Source organism: Persicobacter diffluens, assembly GCF_036244895.1.
Classification (GTDB): domain Bacteria; phylum Bacteroidota; class Bacteroidia; order Cytophagales; family Cyclobacteriaceae; genus Persicobacter; species Persicobacter diffluens.
On record NZ_BQKE01000001.1, the window covers coordinates 2,164,325 to 2,181,227 of the forward strand.

At 41.5% G+C, this 16,903-nt stretch carries 13 protein-coding genes; 4 read left to right on the plus strand and 9 right to left on the minus strand.

Going from position 1 to position 16,903, the window contains the following annotated elements; translation table 11 throughout:
- The 4 genes from AAA970_RS08865 to AAA970_RS08880 form a co-directional block, all read right to left on the minus strand.
- Positions 1–1,359 (minus strand): DEAD/DEAH box helicase, encoded by a 1,359-nt coding sequence (locus tag AAA970_RS08865; RefSeq protein ID WP_338236823.1) that lies wholly within the window; start codon positions 1,357–1,359, stop codon positions 1–3.
- Positions 1,360–1,521: 162 nt separating this feature from the next.
- Positions 1,522–1,881: a phage holin family protein gene (locus tag AAA970_RS08870; RefSeq protein WP_053405256.1), complete on the minus strand. Its 360-nt coding sequence runs from the start codon at positions 1,879–1,881 to the stop codon at positions 1,522–1,524.
- 426 nt (positions 1,882–2,307) lie between these two features.
- Positions 2,308–3,966: a pyruvate dehydrogenase complex dihydrolipoamide acetyltransferase gene (locus AAA970_RS08875; RefSeq protein WP_338236824.1), complete on the minus strand. Its 1,659-nt coding sequence runs from the start codon at positions 3,964–3,966 to the stop codon at positions 2,308–2,310.
- A 288-nt stretch (positions 3,967–4,254) separates the two neighbouring features.
- Positions 4,255–7,179, minus strand: a complete 2,925-nt coding sequence (locus tag AAA970_RS08880) for a hypothetical protein (RefSeq protein ID WP_338236825.1) — start codon at positions 7,177–7,179, stop codon at positions 4,255–4,257.
- A 150-nt stretch (positions 7,180–7,329) separates the two neighbouring features.
- Here AAA970_RS08880 and AAA970_RS08885 point away from each other — a divergent pair, with 150 nt between their 5' ends.
- From AAA970_RS08885 to AAA970_RS08895, 3 genes are all read left to right on the plus strand, one after another.
- On the plus strand, positions 7,330–8,076 hold the full coding sequence (locus AAA970_RS08885) for a hypothetical protein (protein ID WP_338236826.1): 747 nt from the start codon (positions 7,330–7,332) through the stop codon (positions 8,074–8,076).
- Positions 8,077–8,355: 279 nt separating this feature from the next.
- The gene (gene typA, locus AAA970_RS08890; RefSeq protein ID WP_338236828.1) at positions 8,356–10,164 is read left to right on the plus strand and encodes a translational GTPase TypA; all 1,809 of its coding nucleotides are present in this window, start codon (positions 8,356–8,358) and stop codon (positions 10,162–10,164) included.
- Positions 10,165–10,456: 292 nt separating this feature from the next.
- The gene (locus tag AAA970_RS08895; protein ID WP_053405262.1) at positions 10,457–11,422 is read left to right on the plus strand and encodes an OmpA family protein; all 966 of its coding nucleotides are present in this window, start codon (positions 10,457–10,459) and stop codon (positions 11,420–11,422) included.
- A gap of 69 nt (positions 11,423–11,491) precedes the next feature.
- Here the strand turns inward: AAA970_RS08895 and AAA970_RS08900 are convergent, their stop codons facing one another.
- Together AAA970_RS08900 and AAA970_RS08905 are read right to left on the minus strand one after the other, a co-directional pair.
- Complete coding sequence (locus AAA970_RS08900; protein ID WP_338236829.1) at positions 11,492–13,156, minus strand: hypothetical protein; 1,665 nt, start codon at positions 13,154–13,156, stop codon at positions 11,492–11,494.
- Positions 13,157–13,488: 332 nt separating this feature from the next.
- Positions 13,489–13,908 carry a response regulator gene (locus AAA970_RS08905; protein ID WP_053405265.1) on the minus strand — a complete coding sequence of 140 codons (420 nt, stop codon included), beginning with the start codon at positions 13,906–13,908 and terminating at the stop codon, positions 13,489–13,491.
- Between the two features lie 225 nt (positions 13,909–14,133).
- Here AAA970_RS08905 and AAA970_RS08910 point away from each other — a divergent pair, with 225 nt between their 5' ends.
- Positions 14,134–14,778, plus strand: a complete 645-nt coding sequence (locus AAA970_RS08910; RefSeq protein ID WP_338236830.1) for a transglutaminase-like domain-containing protein — start codon at positions 14,134–14,136, stop codon at positions 14,776–14,778.
- Here AAA970_RS08910 and AAA970_RS08915 read toward each other — a convergent pair.
- The 3 genes from AAA970_RS08915 to AAA970_RS08925 form a co-directional block, all read right to left on the minus strand.
- Entirely contained in the window at positions 14,767–15,000 is a 234-nt protein-coding gene (locus AAA970_RS08915; protein ID WP_053405267.1) for a heavy-metal-associated domain-containing protein, read from the minus strand. The two genes, AAA970_RS08910 and AAA970_RS08915, sit on opposite strands and share 12 nt — an antisense overlap.
- A gap of 34 nt (positions 15,001–15,034) precedes the next feature.
- Complete coding sequence (locus AAA970_RS08920) at positions 15,035–15,676, minus strand: 7-carboxy-7-deazaguanine synthase QueE (RefSeq protein WP_338236831.1); 642 nt, start codon at positions 15,674–15,676, stop codon at positions 15,035–15,037.
- Positions 15,677–15,821: 145 nt separating this feature from the next.
- On the minus strand, positions 15,822–16,706 hold the full coding sequence (locus AAA970_RS08925; protein ID WP_053406903.1) for a bifunctional 5,10-methylenetetrahydrofolate dehydrogenase/5,10-methenyltetrahydrofolate cyclohydrolase: 885 nt from the start codon (positions 16,704–16,706) through the stop codon (positions 15,822–15,824).
- Positions 16,707–16,903 lie beyond the last annotated feature (197 nt).

Here is a 16,903-nt window from a genome sequence, read left to right on the forward strand (position 1 = left end):
TTATTTATCCTTTCGCGTCATGCGGTTGGTGTTTTCTTTAAAACCTTTTCGTGCCGACCATTTCTGGCGTGGTTTCAGGTTAAATTCCTTACTGTTTTTGGCACTTTTTTCATGCGTCGAAGCGCCTTTTTCCTTCTGCTCACGCTCCAATCTGGAACGGCGGCGGTTGGAGTTTTTCATGGTGTTACCATAATGCTGATCCGCCTTGGGACGATCCGTCTCCTCAATGATCAGCAAATTGTCCGGCAATGGAATTTCTTCCATTTTCTCTCCCAGAATTTCTTCGATAGACGCAAAGTGTGTCTTTTCAATATCCCCCACAAAAGTAATAGAAGCTCCTTCTGCCCCATTACGAGCAGTACGCCCTACCTTGTGTACATAATCAGTATAGGTGTACGGCGTATTGAAGTTCACCACATGAGAAACATCTTCCACGTCAATACCACGAGCCGCTACATCCGTCGCTACCAAAACGCGGGCTTCACCAGAACGGAACTCTTCTAAAGAACGCTGACGGTAAGTCTCATCTTTATTGGAGTGAATCACGCGGACCTCACCCGGAATGGTGGCGCCTAACTTGGAAGTAATCGCATCAGCCTCTTTCTTCGAAGCTGCGAACACGATCACCTTGGTGAATTTCTCATAATCCCAAAGCATACCGGACAACAAGTTCAACTTCGTCGGCTTGTTAATCGGATACATTACATATTGCTGCAATTGCTCTACCGGACGCTGCTCCTCAGAAATCTCCACTTTCATGGGATTAAGGCATATCAGCTGAGACAATTCATCCGCTTCCTGATTAAATGTTGCTGAGAAAAAGATGTTCTGACGCTCCTCCGGCAACATCTCCAAAATCTTTTCTACCTGGCGGTAAAATTCCTTTTCCAACATGGAATCGGCCTCATCCACCACCAAATACTTGATATCCTTCAGAATCAAAAAACGGGTAACCGCCAACTCCTGTACACGACCGGGCGTGGCAATCAAAATATCCGTACCGCGCTCCAATTCATCCATCATGCGCTGCTTTCCACTTCCCCCATAGATGGAAGTGATCCGAAGATTATTAAACCTACACAGCTGCTCCACTACCTCACGCACCTGAAATACCAAATCTTTGGTTGGCACCATGATCATCAAACGCGGATTTTCGCCCTGCGCATATTGCAATTTATTGATCATTGGAATCAGGTAAGCGGCCGTTTTACCGGAACCGGTAGGCGCAATTCCTACCAAATCTCTACCGGAAGAAATCTTCTTAATCGACTTCTCCTGAATGGGGCTCATCTCTTCCCATCCCAACTCACGAATACCTTTTGCAAGGTTTTTATTCAATTTAATATCTTCGAAACGCACAACGATTTTGTTTATTTCCTCTGGCCCCGACAGGCCGATGATTCAATTTAGCATGCAAAGGTACAAAAATCGGGCAGGAAATTCATCCCCTGCCCGATTAATGGTTTTTATTTGTTCCAAGCCGCTCAATAATGGAGTAAAAAGCCGCCAAAATATCCCTGACTATTGCTCTATGCCCAAAATAGATTCTAGAAAGGTGGTGGTCAGAGATAGCAGAATACTAAAAAAGAGGGCTGCCCAAAAACCGGCCACATGAAAGCCGGAAACGATGCTATCGGCGAATAAAATCACCACTGCATTTATGACAAATGTGAAAAGTCCGAGGGTTAAAATATTTACCGGCAAGGTAAATATAAGCATCAGCGGACGGATAAAGGCATTTAAAATGGAAAGCACGAAGGCGACTTTCAGACCGACGATGTATTTGTTTTGCCCTGGATCAATTTGTACCCAATCCAGCACCCAAACCACAAACAGTACTGCCAGCGTGGTTACCAGCAGATTAACGATGTATCTTTTCATAATCCAATATTTTCAGAAAAATTAGAGGATCCTTATGAAAAAACAAAGGATTAAGGAAGAAAGGGATTTGAAATAACCCGGATTATTCATGCTTCAATCCTCGTTTAGCTGTAAGGCGGAAAAAATGAAGGAATAGTTCTCTATTTCCAGTTTTTCCCAACGAAACAGATGAATGAGGAAAAAGCAAGCTTGCCCAAAATTGGGCTATTACAAACCAAGAAAAAAAATACAACAACCTGAAAATAAAATAGTTGCGCTTAGTCGATAAATATAGCGGTGAATAATTCGGGATAAGTTTCCCCGGAATGATCGACGCAATTCAGGAGTGAACTTGGAGCCTAATTCCACTCCTACCAAACACAAGTGGCACAAAAAAAAGCCCATGAAAAATCACAGGCTTTCTTATGTTATATTTTTTGATGTTGATTAGATCAACATGCGTACTGGCTCTTCCAACAATTCCTTGAAAGTTTTTAGGAAAGCTGCTCCTAAAGCACCATCCACTACTCGGTGGTCACAGGCCAAAGTTACTTTCATTACATTTCCAGGAACCACTGCTCCATCTTTCACTACTGGAACCTGCTTAATACCCCCTACTGAAAGAATACAAGCAGAAGGAGGGTTCACAATAGAAGTGAAAGACTCAATACCGAACATACCCAAATTGGAAATGGTGAAAGTATTCCCTTCCATTTCTGCTGGCCCTAACTTGCGGTTTTTCGCTTTGCCTGCCAATTCTTTAATCTCAGCACCGATGTGTGACAAAGATTTGTTATCAGTGAAACGAACCGTTGGTACTACCAATCCATCCTCGATCGCTACTGCTACACCGATATGAATGTGGTGGTTGTATCGGATTTTATCTCCCAACCAGGCAGCATTCACTTTTGGATTCTGACGCAATGCCAAAGCAGTTGCTTTCACTACCATGTCGTTGAAGGAAATTTTCACCGGAGACACTTCATTCATCTGCTTACGCGCGGCGATAGCAGAATCCATGTCGATGTCCATGGTCAAATAATAGTGAGGTGCTTGTTGCTTGGACTCTGTCAAACGAGAAGCGATAATGTTTCTCATCTTGGAGTTCGCTACTTCCTCGAAGCTCTCCTCCCCTACTACCTGAGGCAACGCTACTGGTGCTGGTGCGGCATCATTGGAAGAAGTTGCTGCTGGCGCTGCCACTGGTGCAGGTGCTGCCGCAGGAACATAGTTTTCAATATCACGCTTAATGATACGTCCGTGATCTCCGGTACCTGCTACCTGACTCAGGTCAATGCCTTTATCAGCTGCCATTTTCTTCGCCAAAGGAGATGCTTTGATTCTGCCATTAGAGGAAGAAACAGCCGGTGCTGCTGCAGGAGTTGTCGCTGGAGCCGCCGCCGCAGGCGCTGCTTTCTCTGCTGCTGGTGCTTCTACCGGTGCTGGCGCTGCTGCACCCGCCGATTCAGCTTCCAACAAAGCTTTCCAATCTGCATCAGACTCACCAATGATAGCAATAATACCGTCAATTGGCACTGCCCCACCTGCTTCTACAGCGATGTATAATAATTTCCCATCAGAATAAGATTCCAATTCCATGGTCGCCTTATCGGTCTCTACCTCTGCCAGGATATCGCCGGTCTCAACAGCATCTCCTACATTTTTCACCCAAGAGGCAATTACCCCTTCGGTCATGGTATCAGACATTTTAGGCATGCGGATAACCTCTGCTGCAATTTTAGAAGTATCCACGGAAGCAGCGGCTGGAGCGGCCTCTGCTGCTGGAGCCGGAGCGGCTTCTTCTACAGCTGCTGGTGCTGAAGCAGCACCACTCTGGATGTCTGCCAACAAGCTGTCAATATTCTCTCCGTCTTCTCCAATAATAGCGATCACACCGTCGATAGGTACACTCGCTTTTTCTTCAACCCCGATATATAGCAATGTGCCCTCTTCGTAGGACTCCAATTCCATCGTGGCTTTATCGGTCTCCACTTCTGCAAGGATATCGCCTGATTCAACTTTATCTCCTACTTTTTTCAGCCAAGATGCGATAGTACCTTCGGTCATGGTATCGCTCATCTTAGGCATGCGGATCACTTCTGCCATAGTTCTATGATTGTGTTGTTTGGATATTAAAATTAGGTTTCGATTGTTTGTGGTTCCCAGCAAAAATGGATTGGGAGACCGCTGCAATATTAAAGAAATAATTCTTTAGCTGAAACAGAAAATGGGACTTGTTTCAAGTAAAAACATTAATAATATCAGTTTTTTAGATGCATGCAGCTCATTTTCACCTGAAAGAAAACAAAAAAGCCGTAAAAAATTATTTTCTATCTCGCAATAGAAGGAATTGATTATGATTTACATCAAGTTGATTTCACTCCATCACACGCATTAGAAAGCTAATAAAAAACTAAAGGTCGTATCCCCGTCTACTTCCTGCGCCAAACGAAATCCTGCCGAAAGTAAGGGCAGGGTTCGAATACCATTGAAATCAAACATCATTTCTAAGCCATAAGTCAGCTGTTGATTATCCACCCCATTATCCAGTCTAAAATCCACCAGCTCCCCTCCGCTGTTAAAGACAGGAACAAACACCCCTTTATAATAACCGATATCTGAAAACAAATTCAGGCGAACGCGTTGAATGTTTACCAACGGCCCTATATGAATATCCGGATACCATAACGGAAAACCATAATCAAAAGAAGCCAGGGCGTAGTTTTCTGCTGTAGGATAGCCCGCCCCTCTGGCCCATCCAATGGTGGAACTATAAGAATAAGTGGTCAAATCTTTTAAATACTGATACTGATAAGCGCCCCGCACCCTAAGGGAATGATGTCGCCAAATGCCTGGCAAATACAACCTGGCATTTGCCCCGACGATCTCTCCTTCATAATCCCCCGAAACAGAAGTCTTCCATTGCATATAGGCCGTAGCTCCCCATCGGGAATAAATATCTCGCTTCGATTGCTTAAATAAGTAACTCCATGAAACCAGAGAATTCAGGGTATTCAGGTATCCATTCCCCTGTTCAAAAGGCTGGACGGAATTATCTACAGTGGGAGAATCATAATCAGTAATGTAGGTATGATCCATCCCCACTCTCGCATTTACAAAATGAAAAAATCGATTGCGGGTAAAATTCAAAGGTATACCTGCGCTATACGAAACATTAGCCTCCGTCCATTTCACGGGCAAGCTCACCAATTCATCTCCGGAGCGGAATGTTTCGTTGACAGATCGGTTTCCGTAATCCGCAGACAAATTCAGCACCGGATACCAAGCCTGCCAGCTGATCCCGGCAGTAGCCTTACCGGTCATTTCCGTCAGGTTATATTTATACCCTCCCGTAAATGCAAAATTAGAAAGGTCAGAAGTGGAAGTTAGCCCAATTAAAAATTCATCCATATCAGTATTAGCATCCACGGTAACTCCCCAAAGATAAGGATGGAACAAATGCGCGCCTTTATGGTAGTTTTTGGAATGATGTTCCTCCTTTTGTATGTGATCCAACAGGGCTTCCTTATTCTCCTGTTGTACCAAGGGTGCATAATAATGAATACCACTATCTTTCACCTCTTCCATCTTTTTCCAATGATCCGGATTTCCCTGAGCAGCCAGTGCGATATTCATACCGTTTTTCCCAAAATCATTATAGATTAAATTACCTGACTTTGAATCCAAAAGACCGTTAAAAGCCCCATATCGGGAAGAGGTTAGCTGGAAACGCTCCCCGGAAGAGCGCTCTAAAGCATAAATATTGTCAATCCCCGAAATGGGCGAGTTATACAAAACAAATTCTCCAGAAGGCCTGGGTAAACCAAAATTCTCCAGCGTGGGACCAATCAGGATTTCTCTATTTCCGGTTTTTAAATCTAACTGTACCATTTCCTTACCAGCTTCAAGGGTCGTCACATAGACCAACGCATTACCATCCGCTGTCCATCGTGGTGTTAGTACATTCCACTCTCCCGCTCGTGAAAAATATTGCAATTCAGCCCCCGTAAAAGCATTTAGAATGGCAATACCGTAAGTCCCATTTTCATTACTTTTCACGACCGCTATACGCTCTGCATCCGGCGAAAAACTAGGCGCCATATAACGACTTCTCCTGACTACCTTATGCACTTTTTTTTCATCCAGGTCCATCCACTTCACCACAGAGTACACCCGCATCGGCCACCGTGGATCGGATTCAAACTCCGCCCACACCACCTTATTTTGTTCCACCGAAATAAAACCGGGGTTATTAAAACGCCCTAAGGTTTTAACCAGCGATTGACTACCATCCGGTTTAACGCGCACCAATTCATCGATATGGCTTAATCCACTCTTCACAACTATAATATCTCCATTGGGCAGCAATTCCGGTGCGGAATAATTGGTATAGGTTTTATTAGGTCGATCCACGACCAGTTGAAAGCCTGAAATATCCAAGGAAGCGATCTGCTGCTCCCACTGCTGTTTCAAATCATCAAGCATTTCCCCATAAGTAAAGCGGACATAACTCCCCGAGTATTTTTTTATAGAAGAAGAAAAAGTAAATGGAATAAAGGGTCGATTAAAAGTACGGTTAATAATACTCCCCCATACTTTCACATCATCCGTTTTCCTGCGTACATAAGTCACCATATGATAGCCGGTCACGTAATGATTCGGCACGAAATCTTTAAAAGAAGTCCCAATTTGCTTTTCATAGTTAAAACCACCGCGCTCCAACAAATTCATTCGGAATACCATATCAAATTGCGGATATCTTCCTCTTCCCCCTCGGGTGAGTGAGGTTTCCGCTGCTACGGCATCTCCCTCCCAAAACCAGGAATGCGCCATGACCCCGGCTGCTCCCCGGGCGGCCAAAGTCCCAAACAATGCCTCAATCACACTACCGGTTCCCGTGCGGGCAAGCTCATTCTGCACCACATGCCGATACTCATGTACCGCCAGTAAATCCATCCAGTCAATAGTGCCTAAAAAATTATAATCCTGAGTAGAATTAGTGAAAAATTCCGTCCTCCTTGGCCCCATAGAAACAAAACCATTCGAAATCATGGTTTGGTTTTGAAGAATCAAAGGCAATTTCTTAGGGGTAATCCCCAAGCCAAAAGAAACGGCTTCCTGCACATGATCCATCGTATTGGACATTCTTATCGCTAAAGAATCTGCTCCTTCAGGGTAAATCACCTTTACACTTTTTACATTTATGGATCTCCATTTTAGTGATGCAGGACCTGTATCCAGTGTCCCTTGACCGAAAAGGTAATCGGATGATAAACAGAAAATAGCGAAAATGACCAAAAAACGCATGTAGGTATTCAAATCGTGATGAGTTTGGGTTATTAATTCAAGGTAAAAATAATACTATGTATAGTATAAAATAAACAAGGCAAATCAGTTCCTCAATGGTTTTAACGTTTTATGTGAGAGAAATTCAATAATTTTTCTTTTTTTTGAAATAGAAATAATCCTATGAAATACATCAACCTAACTTTTATCTGTCTGTTCAGCCTGTTTTTTGGTGGCTGTAAAGAGGAGGTAGACCTTCGGGAGCTCCCCTACTATCAGGCCGATTATCGTGTTCAAATCATTAACAACTGGAATTCAGAGGCATTTCCGGCCGATACCGTGGACCAACCGCATTTTTCAGAATGGGTACTTATGACTAACAATGGAGATCAAAGAGCCAAATTCTTTGAGCGATTCGATAATTACGCTTCTCCTCATTTAGATACACTCATCAACCCGGACTATTTGAGTACTTCATCACTCATCAGGCAGGCCGAAAGCTTTGTTGAAACCGGCATGGCCAACCGAAACTGGACCAGTCCAATGGCTAATGCCCCGGATACCTCGCAAATTTTCGAAGTGAATTTCAACCTGCACTACCCCTTCCTGGATGGTATTGCCAGAATCAATCCATCCCCCGACTGGTATGTTTCCTTCGACCGTGTAAAGCCACTGAGCAATGAGATCTGGGAAAAAAACCAGCTCTATTCCGCTCATTTTTTTGATGCCGGCTTATATGCTGACACCATTGGGTTCAATTTCCCCAGTCAGGAAATGCGCCACTATATCGCCAATAAAATTTCTTCCCTCACTGTTCCGCCCTTTGATTATCACTATCAGGAAAGTAATGGGCAATACCCTTACCGACAAACAGTCCTTATCCGATTGGAACTTATTGAAGGAAGTGTAAGAAATGGATTAGACGATTAAATCACTACGCCAAGCGAAAAACAGAATCCCCAAAAAGCAATTAACCCTTTGTTTTTTGGGGATTTTTCATTTTTCAGAGAAGAAATTAAAATAAACACAAGTATTTTGATTTTACTCTGCAAAAAAAGGTAGTTCCCTCATTAAATTTGCTATTTTTGCACGTCAATTGAAAATGGGATTGTTTTTCCTTAATAAATGCTTGTCAAAATAGTCCATTCTGCAAGTATTTAGAAACAATTCCTACCCAATGAAGGCAATTAAATTTCTCTATAAAATATTATGCAAAGCATCAGAAACGTTGCAATTATTGCACACGTCGACCACGGGAAAACGACCCTGGTAGACAAAATTATCCACGCCTCGAAGTTGTTCCGTGAAAATCAGGAATTCGATGACTTGATTTTGGATAACAACGATTTGGAGCGTGAGCGTGGAATTACCATCACCGCAAAAAACGTTTCCGTAAACTACAAAGGAGTTAAGATCAATATTATCGATACTCCTGGTCACGCCGATTTCGGTGGTGAGGTAGAGCGGGTTCTTAAAATGGCCGACGGTGTACTATTGTTGGTAGATGCCTTTGAAGGGGCTATGCCACAAACACGTTTCGTATTGAGCAAAGCTTTAGGGCTTGGTTTGAAGCCTATCGTAGTGGTAAACAAGGTCGATAAAGAAAACTGCCGTCCTGATGAAGTTCACGAGCAGGTATTCGACTTGATGTTCAACTTGGAAGCTACAGAAGAACAGTTGGATTTCGTAACCCTTTATGGTTCTTCGAAAAATGGCTGGATGTCTACCGATTGGCAAAAGCCAACCGATAGTATCACACCTTTATTGGATGAAATTTTGGAAACCATTCCGGAAGCTCCACAACCAGAAGGTAGCCTTCAGTTTCAGGTAACTAACCTTGATTATTCTTCTTTCGTTGGTCGTATTGCGATTGGTCGTGTATACCAGGGCGAAATCAAAGAAGGTCAGTGGGTAGCGGTTACTAAAGCTGATGGCTCCATCACTAAGTCTAAAGTGAAAGAACTTCAAATTTTTGAAGGTCTTGGTAAAAGAAAGGTAGAAAGAGTAGGTGCTGGTGATATTTGTGCCGTGGTAGGTATTGATGGTTTTGAAATTGGTGATACTTTCACCTCTGTAGAAAACCCTGAGCCTATGCCTCGTATCGCTATTGATGAGCCTACCATGAGTATGCTTTTCGCTATTAACAACTCTCCATTCTTCGGTAAGGAAGGTAAGTTTGTCACTTCTCGTCACTTGAGGGATCGTCTTTTCAAAGAAACGGAAAAGAACCTGGCACTTCGCGTGAAAGAAACCGATACAGAGGATAAATTCTTAGTATTTGGTCGTGGTATTCTTCACTTGGCGGTATTGATTGAGACCATGCGTCGTGAAGGCTACGAGCTTCAGGTAGGACAGCCACAGGTGATCTTTAAAGAGATCGATGGTGAAAAGCATGAGCCTATCGAGTTGTTGGTGGTAGATGTACCGGACGAAACTTCAGGTAAAGTAATTGAATTGGCGACGCAGCGTAAAGGTGAGCTAAAGATTATGGAACCTAAAGGTGACTTGCAACATTTGGAATTCGAAATCCCATCTCGTGGTTTGATTGGATTGCGTAATAATATGTTGACCGCTACCCAGGGTGAGGCCATCATGACGCACCGCTTCCTGAAATACGCTCCATTCAAAGGAGGTATTCCAGAGCGTTTGAACGGCTCCATCATCTCTATGGAAAACGGACCTTCCACCGCTTACTCTTTGGATAAACTTCAGGATCGTGGAATTTTCTTCGTTGACCCAGGGGTAGATTTGTATGCAGGTCAGGTGATTGGTGAGCATTCTCGTTCTAACGACTTGGCAGTTAACGTACAAAAGGGCAAGAAATTAAGCAACGTGCGTGCATCAGGATCTGATGACGCGGCCAAAATCGCTCCTGCTCGTAAATTCTCTTTAGAAGAATCTTTAGAGTACATCCAAAAAGACGAATACGTAGAGGTTACGCCATTGAGCATCCGTATGCGTAAAATCATTTTAGATGAAAACGAACGCAAGCGTGCTTCTTCTAAAGCAAATGGCTAAGAGCGTTTTTAAAAGCTAAAATTCGCAACCGGATGGTATGCTTTTAAACATACGCTACGCTTATAAGCAATATTGAATTTATAAAAGCAGCTCAAAAGAGCTGCTTTTTTATTTTGACGTAAATTGGGATCAATATTTTAAAGAAAATCCTACTTCTTTTATTTCAAAATTGCTTATTCTTGTTTATGTATTGAGTTTCAATACCGATGAAGTACCTCTAATTCCAACTATTTTAAAAGTTAAACATTTAAGTACTTCATACCCAATTATTTCCTTTCAATCAACCAATAGTATGGGAACTATTTTTACAACGAAACGTGGGCTGACTTTTGCCTTGGCCCTTTTTGCCTTGTCCGGCTGTGTCAGTCAGAAAAAATATGATGAGATCCTGGCCCGAAGAGATATACTTGCGGAAGAAAATGCCTCTGCCAATGAAGCTCTGGAACTTGTCCAGGATGAAAATGACCGTTTAAAAGATCGTTTAAACAAAAATGATCAACTCATTGAAAGCCTCAATGATCAGGCTGCCAAAGAAAGACTAGAGGCTGAAAAACTACAGGCTAAATACAAAAATGTAGACTTCCTCTACAATGATATGGTGCGCAATTCCGGTCGATTAAACCAATCGGTAGCTGATCAACAAAGACGATTAAGCGAAATGACCGCTGACCTGGAGGTTTCCCGCAGGAACAATGAGGCGTTGGAACAAGATTTACAAATCCGGGAAGCACGGGTAAAGGAACTGGAAAAAGTGGTGAAGCAAAGAGAAGAAGCGGTAAACTCTTTGAAGCAAAAATTAGATAATGCCTTAACTGATTTTGAAGTAAACGACTTACAGGTTGAAACCAGACAAGGAAAAATATACGTTTCTGTAGCGGATAAATTGTTATTTGGCTCCGGATCCGTAGAAGTGGATGAATTAGGCATTAAAGCACTTCAAAAATTAGCGGTGGTCGTTAAGTCCCAAGAAGATTTTGAAGTATCTGTGGAAGGCCACACTGATAATGTTCCGGTATCCCGATTTTCAAAATACATGAATGATAACTGGGATCTATCAGTTGCTCGAGCTACTTCTATCGTCCGCATTCTATTAGAAGCTGGCGTTAGCCCCGGAAGCATACAGGCAGTTGGTAAAGGAGAGCATTATCCGGTTACCGAAAACAACACCAAAGAAGGCCGTAGCCTTAACCGAAGAATTGAAATTATTTTGATTCCTAAGGTAACCGAAGATTATATCTCCAATATTTTAGAGGGCTAAAGCGGAATAAAGCATAAAAAAAGGCGTCGAATCTTCGACGCCTTTTTTATTACACTAATTTTTATTACACTACAGTGTGGAATTCCGGATAATTTGATACTCCGTCCCTGAAACTTGATTCACAAAATCGTTTGATGAATTATAATACTCGATATCATTATAGTTAAAATATAAATACTCATTGTTGGCCGTTCCATTATCAAATAATACAACAAAAGCACTGGAGCCGCTTACTGATTTGCTGACAATCGGTTTTTGATCAACGATAACATTAACATTTAGCTCTCCATTTAGAAAGTCTATTTCTCGAATAGTAACGAGCCCTGCATCTAAGTCAACAATATAACACAATTCGGTTAAAACTTCATGAGTTAATTCCTGCCCCTCAATAGTATAAGTTTTATTGGTAGATTTAAGGGTGAAATATTCAAAATAACCGGAAGAAGCATTCAAAATTCCATTTTTTGAATCTGAATAATTATAATAATCAAAATCAAAACTATCTAGGATATAAAAATCGACATCATAGTAATCAATATCAAGTAACATCGAATCCCCTTCAAAATAATAGGCCGCTTTATAATGTTTGTCATGATTCACTCTAACCCCATAAGAATCCCGGTAATTAAATTCTTGATCCCAATCAAAATTATAATCGAACCAAGCATAAGACTGATCATATGAATTAATCCTGATATCAGTAAAATAGACATCCTTTTGGTCATCTTCCACATCCATATTCGTGAAATCAGCAATCCAGTTCGGATCATTATAAGAATCCTCTAAAAACCCTCCTAGCTTGGAAAAAACGGATGCCTCATAGCCCATTTCGCTTAACCCGTCAAAAAACGTTGCTCTCCCCTGATTAAACGTACGCATCCAAGCCTGAGGAACATATTCATCTGAGGTAATATCATACACCTCATACATAAAATCGGACTCTTCATAATGTTGATACTCCCGCTCAGTAAAATCATAATAATCAGTCATTTTACGCTGTGCGAAATCCATGATTTGATTATAATCACTCATGCTTACCGTACCAGTATAGGCCATAAAATTATGGACGTAGCGCCTTAGTGCTATTAACGAGGCTACCTCTTCATCCCCCCAATCCTTATCCTCTCCAAGATACTTCCATATACTTGGATGATAATCAGCATCCAATTGCAAAACATAATTGTCAACATATTGCTGCAAATCACTATCATACCACGAATTAGAGTACATATTAATAATATTATATATATCAAATTCGGGATATGCCCCTCCCCAATCATTCACAGACTTCAGGAAATAGTAGATTTCATACTTTTCATAAAAAGCATCAATAATTTGCTCAGGAGAACTTGAAGACATAAAATTAAAATCCTCATTCAGGGCGCCATTAAGAGAAATCAATCCTTCCTCTACTTGTTCTATCAAAGGACTCATTTGATCTGTAGGCATATCAGCAGTCAGCATTGACTTTACAGAATCTAATTGAAATTGCAAATCTTCAATCTCCATATTGTAGGTGGAGAACTCAGCTGATGTTAGGAGAAGTTCTTTATATAAATCCTCAACTTCCTGCTCGACATTATCCAACGCCAATTCTTTTCGGCTAACATCGGCTAAGACCATTTCTTGAGACAGCAGATCCTGATCCAATTGATCAACTTCCTTCTCTAAATCATTGGTACACGCTACTGAACCTAGCAGCAATAAAATGATAAACGAATAACTCTTTTTCATAATAGATTAATGTTTGTAAGAGATTTAGTATGCTTATCAAATAAAATTGCCGGTCGAAAGTTCATCCAGTGGACGAAAAAAAATTACCACTATTTCTTTTCGACCAAAACAGGATGTTAGAAAATAGTCCTATTTAAAAATAAACAGCGTTTAAAAACTAAAAAAAAATATTGTAGCGCTGCCTTATTAAACCTCAATAGGTGTTTTGGAAATAGGTATTGCGTATATTGACAGGTTATTTCACGCAAGAGATTTATTCCTTTTATAAATTTTGACACAAAAAAAAGTCACCGTTTTCACCATGACTTTCTCCATTAGTTTGTGTAAACACCCTACTCAAACATACCAACGGCCTGCTGTTGGATCTCCTCCAACATTTCGGCTTTTAAGGGTTTAGCGTGGTATTGCTGAATCATTGGATGATTTCTTGCCTGCTCCATGTCTTCTGAAAAAATAGAAGAAGAAAACATCACAATAAAGATTTTTTGTGCAATTTCTTGATCAATTTCCTTTAATCGACTTAAAAACTGCCAACCATTGACTTTCGGCATCTGTAGATCCAAAAAAAGCACCTGAGGTAATTCTTGCCACAATCCCTTCTTAACAATATTATTGAGGTGTCCTAAAGCCTTTTCCGGCAAGGAAAAAGTCAACACTTCTTTTGCATAATTTGATCGATCCAATGTACGTTCACAAATATAATTGCTCACCACATCATCGTCGACGATCATAATCCGCTCAAAAATTGCCATAGTTAAAAGTAATGTTATGCTATAATTTTCTTTTTGTTTAAAACAATATAATAAGCCTGAATCAGTTTTACATCATTACGAATAGGCTTCTCGTCGAATAATTTCCATTTTCATGAATACACGAAAACAAAAAGTATTATCTACACAAAAACTATGATAATCAGGAGGAAAAACCTATTTTATAAGAAGGGTTTCTCCCGGCAATCATACAAGAACCAATTACTCATGAAACTGAACCAGCCTCATCAATTTTTTGATATAGAAAATCCAGACCTTATTAATTTCACCAATAATGTGGTAGGCAACGAAACAAATCCTCAGGAAAAGGCCAAATTGCTTTATTATGCCGTGCGGGATCAATTTCTTTACAACCCCTTCTTGATTCATTTTTCAGATCAGGAAAATAAGGCAAGTCATTTATTAAAAGTAGGTTCAGGCCACTGTATTGCCAAGGCTTCCTTTCTGTGTTGTTGTCTGAGAATTGCTGACATACCGGCAAAATTGGGAATGGCTAAAGTACGTAACCACATGGGGACCGCAAAATTAGAAGAAATCCTGCAAAGCGATGTTCTGGTACCCCATGGCTACACCGAGGTATTTTTAAATGGAAAATGGATAAAATGCACGCCGGCCTTCAACAAACAATTATGCCAAAAACTGGGAACACACCCCTTGGACTGGGATGGCGAAACGGATTCCATTTTCCATGAGTATGACCGGGAAGGCGGGAAATTTATGGAGTACCTGGAGGATTACGGAACCTTCGACGACTTTCCGGTGGAAATGGCCAAGGCCCTGATGCAAAAGGAATACCCCCACCTGTTCGAACATAATGGGAAATTCCTTTTACATGAACTATTAACCAAATAGTTTAGAAAGCAAATTCTTCTTCAAGGGACTGATTTGAAATCCGGCCGTTCTGACGATTTCCATCACCTCCTCCTGAGATTTATTGGTCTCTACAGACAATATCTTGTCCTGATGGCTGGTATCCACCGACCACTCCTCTTTTGAAAAATGAGCATTCATGGCAGGACTTACTTTATCAATACATCCTCCACAATTAATATTAGTTTTGAACTGGTGTTTCATATCTATTAAAGGTTTTGGTTTTTTCGACCCAAAATCAAGGAATATCCATATATTTATGCGTTTGCAGGCTCACCTGCCATTCCGGATGCTCCTTAACATATTCAATGATTTGAGGCAGCAGTTCTGCAGATTTCCCCCATTCCACCTGCAGTAATAATTTACAGTCAGGCTTTACCATGGCGGCATATTCCTCCGCCCATTTGAAATCACTTTTATGAAAAATAACCACCTTCAGCTCATCTGCAGCTTCACACACTTCCGCTAAGGGCTTTTTGAATTTTTTGGGTGATAAGGTAATCCAATCCCATTGGCCACTCAAAGGGTGAGCGCCGGAAGTTTCAATATTGGTCCGAAAACCTGCTGCCTGCAGCTTGTCCGTCAGCAAATCACAATTATACATCAATGGTTCCCCTCCGGTCACCACTGCTAGGCGACCTTGATGCTGAGCGGCATTGTCCACAATTTGCTTTACCGTTTGGACCGGGTGCAATGCTGCATCCCAACTTTCTTTCACATCACACCATACACAACCCACATCACAGCCTGCCAGGCGGATAAAATAAGCCGCATGCCCTGCATACTTCCCCTCTCCCTGTAAAGTGTAGAAGGCTTCCATAATCGGTAATTCTTCCCCAGCTGCTATCGCTGTGGTATAAACTGCTTGTCCTTTATTCATAAATTTCGGCTATTCCGTATTGCACTGATCTTCCTCAGTGTTAATGGACGAACTCCATCTCCCCGGCAAAATTAAATAAATTTCCGGCTGGAAAAAAACAAAGGCCCGACACATGCCGGACCTTTATTAAAGAATATCTTTTCGGTTATTGGAAAATCACCTTTTTGGCCGACTGCAAAGTATTGTACAATAAGGATGCAATCGTCATTGGCCCTACACCGCCCGGAACCGGAGTAATGAAACTCGATTTCGGTGCTACTTCTTCATAAGCAACATCCCCTACCAAACGGAAACCGGACTTTTTAGAAGCATCCTCTACGCGGGTAATCCCCACATCAATCACTACCGCATCCTCTTTCACCATATCCCCTTTCAGGAATTCAGGAATACCCAAAGCCGCCACCACAATATCGGCCTGCAAAGTCATTTCCTTCAAATTCTTCGTCCGGCTATGGCAAATAGTGACCGTACAATCTCCAGGCGTCCCTTTCTGAGATAGCAAAATACTCATAGGACGTCCTACAATATCCGAACGACCAATCACTACGCAGTGCTTACCGGCCGTTTCCACCTTATACTGCTCCAATAATTTCATAATCCCAAAAGGAGTAGCGGCAATATAAGCGGGTTGTCCCAAAGTCATCCGCCCGACATTGATCGGGTGAAAACCATCCACATCTTTCTCGGGTCTGATTTTATCCGTCACCTTCGTCACATTGATATGCCCGGGCAATGGTAATTGAACAATCAAGCCATCAATATCATCGTTTGCATTAATGGCTTCCACCTCGGCCAATAAAGCTTCTTCTGAAATATCGGCTGGAAATCTTTTAAGTGTGGACGCAAATCCCACTTTTTCACAGGCTTTGACCTTATGATTCACATAAGTCTGAGAGGCGCCGTCATCACCTACTAAAATAGCAGCCAGATGAGGTTTTTTTCCACCCGAAGCAGTCCATGATTTAACTTCTTCCCCTATTTGTTCTTGTAATGCTATGGAAGTGGCCTTTCCATCTAATATTGTTGGCATGTTCAACAGGTTTGGTTATTGTAGATTTAGTATTGCAAAAAAAACCTTTTTTAGTGAAAGGAAAGAGAATTTTGGCACGAAATATGAAAATTTGTTCGCTTCATTCCATTCATTACCAAATCATAAACCGAAGAATATCTTACCCATTAACAAAAGTTCAAAATAAAGGGGCTTTCTTTGGTTTTAACAAAGGTTGA